Raw genomic sequence first — 6782 nt, forward strand, 5'->3', positions numbered from 1 at the left:
CACCATCAGGATGCAGGTGGCAGATGCTTATCTGAATGTGATATTGAAACAGCAACAATTGTTGTTGGCTAAAGAGAATACACAGCGTTACAGAGAATATTTTGAAGTTTCTTCAGAAAGAAAGCGTTTGGGAACCATCCTGGAAACGGATCTGTTAAAAGCGCAAACCGACCTCGAAAATGCAACGCTGACGGAAAAGGAGAGCGCACAAAATTATGAGCTGGCCATGAAAGCGCTGAAATATCAGATGAACGTGAATGATGATATGCCGTTGGCGCTGACAGACTCTCTGCAAACTTTAATCAGTACTCATAAACAGTCAGACTATCAAGTGAATATGGAGGAGCGTCCGGAACTGAAACAGCTGGCATTCCTCAAGGAAGCGAACGGCCTGAAGATCAAAAAAGAAAATTATAAATGGGCACCAACCTTATCGTTAACGGGTAATTATACCACCCTCTATCAGGCAGCGGACTTTAAATATATCAGTTCAATGTGGACTCCCTATAATTATGTCGGAGTGAAGGCGAGTTTGCCTCTTACTGAATTATGGACAAGGAGCGCAAACAAGAAGGAGTTTCAGCTTAAAGCCTCGCAGATTGAAATGCAGTATAAGCAAAAGCTGCAGGATATGAATTACGAGGTGAGCAAGAACAAAACGGAGTTAAGGAACTCTACCGGTAATGTTCAGTCGGCGGAAAACAGTTTGGCCTTGTCGCGGAGTATGCGCCAAAACCAGTTGAACAATTACAAGCTCGGCACCATCACCTACAGTTCGGTTCTTGATGCAGAGGCAACTATTAATACGGCAGAGCAGAACTATGTAAAAGCCGTTTACAATTATCTTTTGGCCTACTATAACTTTCAAAAACTAAATGGATTTGAAGGATCAAAATAAAATAGATATGAAAGAGAATATTCGATTGTGGAGCATTTTGACCGTTGTAATGGTTGCAGATATGCTTGATATGCTGGATTCTACGATTACCAATATTGCCGCGCCTGTAATCTCTAAAACGCTTGGCGGAGGACAGGAACTGATGCAGTGGCTGGGTGCGGGTTATGCCTTAACGATGGGGGTATTGCTGGTGGTAGGCGGCAGGCTGGGAGATAAATACGGGCAACGCAAATTGTTTCTCATCGGGATGGCCGGGTTTACGCTGGCATCGCTTGCCTGCGGAATTGCCGTATCGCCGGAAATGATTATCGTGGCCAGATTGGTTCAGGGCGCTTTTGGTGCTTTGCTAATTCCTCAGGGAATGGCCATTATGGCAGCGCACTTTCCGAGGGAGATGATGACCAAAGCGTTTTCTGTTTTTGGTCCCGTTTTAAGCATCGCGACTATTTGCGGACCTATTCTGGCAGGATTTCTTATTCGTGCTGATATTTTTCACAGCGGCTGGCGCTCCATCTTTCTGATCAATATTGTAATTGGCACCTTGGGCTTTATAGCGGCTTATAAAATTCTTCCAAAGGATGCGGGTAATAAAGAGGTAACAATTGACGGAATTGGCTCTGTTTTATTAGGAGGAATGATGCTTTCTTTACTTTATGGTATTATCGACGGTTCTGCTAACAACTGGCAAACAAGGTCTGTCCTGATTGTCATTACAGGAATCGTGTTGTTGCTGCTTTTTATCTGGAGACAGATTAAAGCAGTCAGTCCCATCATTAAACCAACTTTGTTCAAAAACAGGGGATTTTCAGCCGGTTTGTTTCTTGGGTTTTTCTTCTTCGGCGTAGTGGCAGGACTTACGTATCTCATTTCGCTTTTCCTGCAGTTGGGATTAGGATCTACGCCATTCGGTGCATCCATGCAAATGGTTCCGCTATCGCTTGGTATCATTGTTTCATCTATTCTAACGCCACCGCTCATAGAAAAAATCGGACGGAATATTATTGGGATAGGGCTGATCATTACCTTAACTGGTCTGGGCATTATGTTTTATCAATTGAATCTGGCTGCAGGCAATCCCTGGGCGTTTGCACCGTCAATCTTTTTAATGGGAGGCGGAATGGGCTTCTGTTTCGGAACACTGTTCGATTTTACTATTGGCGACATCAATCCGGAAGAAGCAGGAAGTGCCAGTGGCTCTCTGAGTGCGGTACAACAGCTCTCGAGCAGTATTGGCGCAGCCGTTATTACCTCAGTTTTCTTTATTGCTCAACGGTCGGCTTCTATTACCTCAGCGATGGAACGCAGTTTTGTTGTCATCGCGGCGGCTATTATCTTGTGCCTGGCGTTGGTGCGTTTGCTCCCGGTTAAGACCGGAAATGCAGAGCATTAAATTTTTGCCTAGCTGTACGGTGGCCGTTTGCGAGCATTATTCGGATATATTGCGCTATTTTAATTTGAAAAGTGAAAGTAATTTTGTTTTATGATGTTAGTGCAGAATAAAAAAATAGCCATCATTGGCGGAGGCCCCGGTGGCTTAACCCTTGCCAGGTTATTGCAGCTGAAGGGGTGTGAAGTGAAGGTTTATGAAAGAGATGCCGATCAGAATGTGCGTCAGCAAGGTGCTACACTTGATCTGCACGAGGAATCGGGACTGAAGGCTCTGATTGCTGCCGGATTGTTAGATGAATTTAAAAAGCATTACCGGCCGGATGCTGACAAGTTGCGTCTGACCGATCATAATGCGGTCGTCCATTTCGACGATCATGCCAATAAAGTTGAAGCAGAGCCAAACGGCGCCTCTTTTCGTCCCGAAATAGACAGAGGCCCGTTCCGTGATTTGCTGATCGCTTCGCTGGCAAAAGATACTATTGTCTGGAATTCAAAATTTGTATCGTTGCAGGCTAAAGATGATGGTTGGGATGTCCTATTCGAAAACGGTGAAACGGTTTATGCCGATTTAGTAGTTGCAGCAGATGGTGCCAATTCCAAGATCAGAAAATACATTACCCCAATTGCTCCGGTTTATTCAGGTCTGACCATTATTGAAGGGAATATTTACAACGCCGCAAGCAATGCGCCCAATCTCTGGAAACTCGCCAGGGGCGGGAAAATATTTGCACTCGGGCAGGAAAAAAGTATTATTCTGAGCACTAAAGGTGATGGTTCACTGTCGTTCTATACCGGAACCAGGGAAACGGAAGATTGGATAAAGACCTCAAATATCAATTTTGATCATAAAGAGGACGTCTGGAATTGGTTTAAAGAACGTTTTGCCGACTGGAGCGATGAATGGCACGAGCTATTTGCGAGTGATGAAAGTTATTTTGTGCCGCGTCCGCAATATCATTTTCCGGCTGACCAGCAATGGGAGAGTCTGCCGAACCTCACCATGATAGGAGATGCGGCACATCGTATGCCTCCTTATGCAGGCGAAGGAGTGAATATGGCGATGCTCGATGCTCTCGAAATTGCAGAACAACTTACAGCGCAGGACTATACCGGTACCAGGACTGCCATTTCAAAATATGAAATGTCTATGCTCAGACGCGCCGCCGAAATAACTGAGGTGACGTTGCAATCAATGAAAAATATGCACTCTAAGGAAGCCTTGAAATTTTTGATAGATACGTTTCGCCTTATCCGGTGATAATAGCTTATCGAAAGTTTCATTCAGTTTAAAAAATGAAGATTAAAATTTTTGTGCTGCACCTGGCTATCGTGGTGAGCTCCGGATTACTGTTCGTGAATATTTACAATTCTATCGTCGACGCGCCTAATTGGGGATATCGGCTTCCTCAATCTGTTGATGTTGCCCGAAGATATTTTGCTTTCAAAAATCCGGCTGAATTCTTCAAAATCACCGGGCCGCTGATTCACATCATTGGTATCAACTGCGTCATCCGGTTTTGGAGAACCGACACGAAAGTGCGTTGGTTTAATGTAACCGCTTTGGCTTTAATCCTTTTTGCCGATTTACTTAGTTTTAAATTTTTCTTTCCACTGAATGAGGTACTTTTTGGCTCTACCCGGGATGTAACACTAATCCGGCAAGCTTTTCATCAATGGGAAATGCTCAACTGGTTCCGGTCGGCTGTCCTGGCGGCTATTCCGGTGATGTATAGTTTGTCATTGGCCAGGTACATACGTCTGGTTCTGAATCAGGAGGCCTTGTCATCTCCCTGGGCACCTTAGTTGCCGGCCAATGACTCTATAGTTGCCATTATCACGAATCTCTGGGTTTGAAAAGCAGATATGTAGTTTCCTTTTAGTAAGGCACATTTCCTTTTCTTAATTTCAGTACAACATCTTTAATGCCTGGCAGAAACAAGAGCGCCAGTATGACGCAGACTATCCCAATAAGCATCAGGTCGTAATAATCTCTGATAGAACGTGCCAGTATCTGCTCTTTTACAAGACTATTGAAATAACCTTCTGCGGCCCCTTTTGCGACATACAAATCGTTACCTGCATTCAGGTAAGTTTGCCGGATGTCCTGCAAAGTCAGGGGCAGTTGCGGATTCGTTTCGCTCAGTGTTTCCCGGACTTTTTCCCTGACGGAAGACCTTGTAAATAGCTGGATCTCATTATTGAGGGCTAAACTGGAGGTAAAGCCTGTGAACCTGGCAAAGATGCCGATCAATGAAGCGTTAAAGGCTATTTTGGGAGGAGCAGCAGATGTGGTAAAAGAAACGATTGGAACGAATAGTACGCCCGTGGAAACTCCATAAATGAACATAGGCAAAATAAAATCTGTTGTGCTGCCCTGAACGGAAACATAAAGAAGCATATACACATAGTATGACGCCATAATAGCAAAACCAATGATGATCATCCGGATCAGATTAGCGCCCATTAGGATGAACCGCGCAGTAACGAACATACTGATGAGGGTACCTGTAATTACGGATATCCAAACGGGAATAGTGTTCAGAGGATCGGTTCCCAGAATGGTTTCGAGATATCCGTAGGTGAGCCCGGTGCTTCCTTTGAAAATATAGAAAATGAACAGTAAGATCAGACCAATAACAAAATTGGGAGCCTTGAAGATCCTTAAATTGATCAATGGTCTTTTGATCCTCAGTTCCCTTAGAATAAAAAGCACCAGTATCAGCAGGTCTGATAACAGGAGAGAGACGATCAACTGGCTATCGAGCCAGCCCAACTGCCGTCCGTATATCAGGGTATATCCCAGCGTCAGTATAAAAACGGTATAAAACAGATATCCAATCCAGTCTACCTGATACAGCGGTACCTTTTTATGGAACCTCGCTTCAGCGTTCATGGTAATCAAAACCACCAGCGCCAAAATTATCAGCAAGATATTTAAACCGTAAAACAACCAGTTGAAATCAAAGATATTCAGTACAGCGCTGGAGTATATGGAGTAAAGTGGAACAGATATCTGGATTCCGGCATAAAGTATCGTGTAGCCGATCACCCTTACCCGGGTAGAATGTAAGCGGGCGAATGTCAGACTCAGCACGATCCCGGACATAAGTGCACAGGTAATTCCCTGTACAAACTGGCAGCTTATAAAGAGCGTCCAGTTCCTGAAATGAAAACAGACAAGTGAGCATACGGTATTAACCGCAAGGGCGGCCAGGAGATATTTCCTTGAGGAGAAATACTTTACAATCCGGAAGTCAAGAGCCAAAAAGGCCACGGTTGAACCATAAATGACCACCATCGCATATTGTACATCTGTTGGCTCTACGCCATAAAAGCCCATTATCGTCGCCGGACTGCTGTAAAAGGCAAAGCTGAACAGGCAAGTCATCAGTATCGATAGGATAATCAGTCCTGCCAATCGCTCCGGTACCCAGGATTTGAACAGTGGTATTGTGTGTGCCTGCATTTTTAATCTTTTATAACATAAACATTGGCATTCATCCCGGCAGACAGTCTGGCAAGTTTCTGCATGGTATCAGTCAGTTTGATCCTGACAGGAATACGCTGTGTAATTTTGACGAAATTGCCCGTTGCGTTATCAGGAGGAAGAAGGGAATAGCGGGAACCGGTAGTGGGGGACAAGGATTCAATTGCTCCGGAGAATTTCTCATCGGGAAATGCATCCACTTCAACAGATACTTTTTGTCCCGGTCTGAAGCCCGAGATTTGCGTTTCTTTAAAATTGGCAACTACCCATTTCTCTTCCGAGCTGTTAACCAGAAAAGCCAGGGTTTGTCCGGGTTGGATCAGCTGTCCTTCCTGAATGGTCTTTTTCCCAATCTGTCCATCAAAGGGTGCGATAACTACTGTATATCTGACATCCAGCTCCTGTCTTTCGAGTAGAGCTTCCTTTAGTTTGATCTCCGCATCTATGGCAGACCGTTGTGCTTTGATATCATTCAATTTCGACTCTGCCACTTTAAGGGAGGCCTGCACCTGTTGATAATCCGACCGGTTAATCTCAAGTGAAGTACTTATGTTATCAAATTTTTGCTGTGTAGCAGATTCACCGGCAAGCAGGTTTTTATATCTCAGATATTCTCTTTGCTGCTGCGCCAGTTTTGCCTTTGCGCCGGAGAGTTGTGCTTTAATCACATCGATGCTCTTTAGCTGGGTTCTCTCGCTGGCGTCTAAGATGGGCAATTTAGCCCGGGAACCCAGTAATTCTGCAAATGCTGCTTTCTTTTTTAATCCATACTCATCGCGTTCGATCAGTATAAGAGTGTCACCTTTCTTCACTTGCTGATTGTCATGGTAATAAATTTTATTGATGTATCCGCCAACTTTAGCATTGATGGGGGAGAGGTAGGCATCAATCTGGGCATCATTAGTCTGTGCATACCGGTACCCTCTCCAAAAATAGGCAGCAGCCCAGATGATGACACCTGCCAGTAACGCCCCGCCAAACCATTGAGTTGCAATAACGACGATTTTA

6 protein-coding genes are annotated in these 6782 nt (G+C 44.5%); 4 read left to right on the forward strand and 2 right to left on the reverse strand.

The features are described 5' to 3' along the window. The 4 genes from DDR33_RS05890 to DDR33_RS05905 form a co-directional block, all read left to right on the forward strand. Positions 1-898, forward strand: an 898-nt coding sequence (locus DDR33_RS05890) for a TolC family protein (protein ID WP_158280647.1), incomplete at its 5' end; no start/stop codon positions are given. A 7-nt stretch (positions 899-905) separates the two neighbouring features. Then, complete coding sequence (locus tag DDR33_RS05895) at positions 906-2288, forward strand: DHA2 family efflux MFS transporter permease subunit (protein WP_202913666.1); 1383 nt, start codon at positions 906-908, stop codon at positions 2286-2288. A gap of 90 nt (positions 2289-2378) precedes the next feature. Continuing rightward, positions 2379-3545, forward strand: a complete 1167-nt coding sequence (locus tag DDR33_RS05900; protein WP_238387690.1) for an FAD-dependent oxidoreductase — start codon at positions 2379-2381, stop codon at positions 3543-3545. A gap of 35 nt (positions 3546-3580) precedes the next feature. Next, positions 3581-4090: a hypothetical protein gene (locus tag DDR33_RS05905; protein ID WP_109414860.1), complete on the forward strand. Its 510-nt coding sequence runs from the start codon at positions 3581-3583 to the stop codon at positions 4088-4090. Positions 4091-4163: 73 nt separating this feature from the next. On the opposite strand, the gene DDR33_RS05910 is transcribed toward DDR33_RS05905, so the two are convergent. Both DDR33_RS05910 and DDR33_RS05915 read right to left on the reverse strand, forming a co-directional pair. Continuing rightward, positions 4164-5753 carry an MFS transporter gene (locus tag DDR33_RS05910; RefSeq protein WP_109414861.1) on the reverse strand — a complete coding sequence of 530 codons (1590 nt, stop codon included), beginning with the start codon at positions 5751-5753 and terminating at the stop codon, positions 4164-4166. A gap of 2 nt (positions 5754-5755) precedes the next feature. Beyond that, on the reverse strand, positions 5756-6782 hold a 1027-nt coding region (locus tag DDR33_RS05915; RefSeq protein WP_109415097.1), incomplete at its 5' end, for an HlyD family secretion protein.

It is taken from the genome of Pararcticibacter amylolyticus (assembly GCF_003130405.1).
Taxonomy (GTDB): domain Bacteria; phylum Bacteroidota; class Bacteroidia; order Sphingobacteriales; family Sphingobacteriaceae; genus Arcticibacter; species Arcticibacter amylolyticus.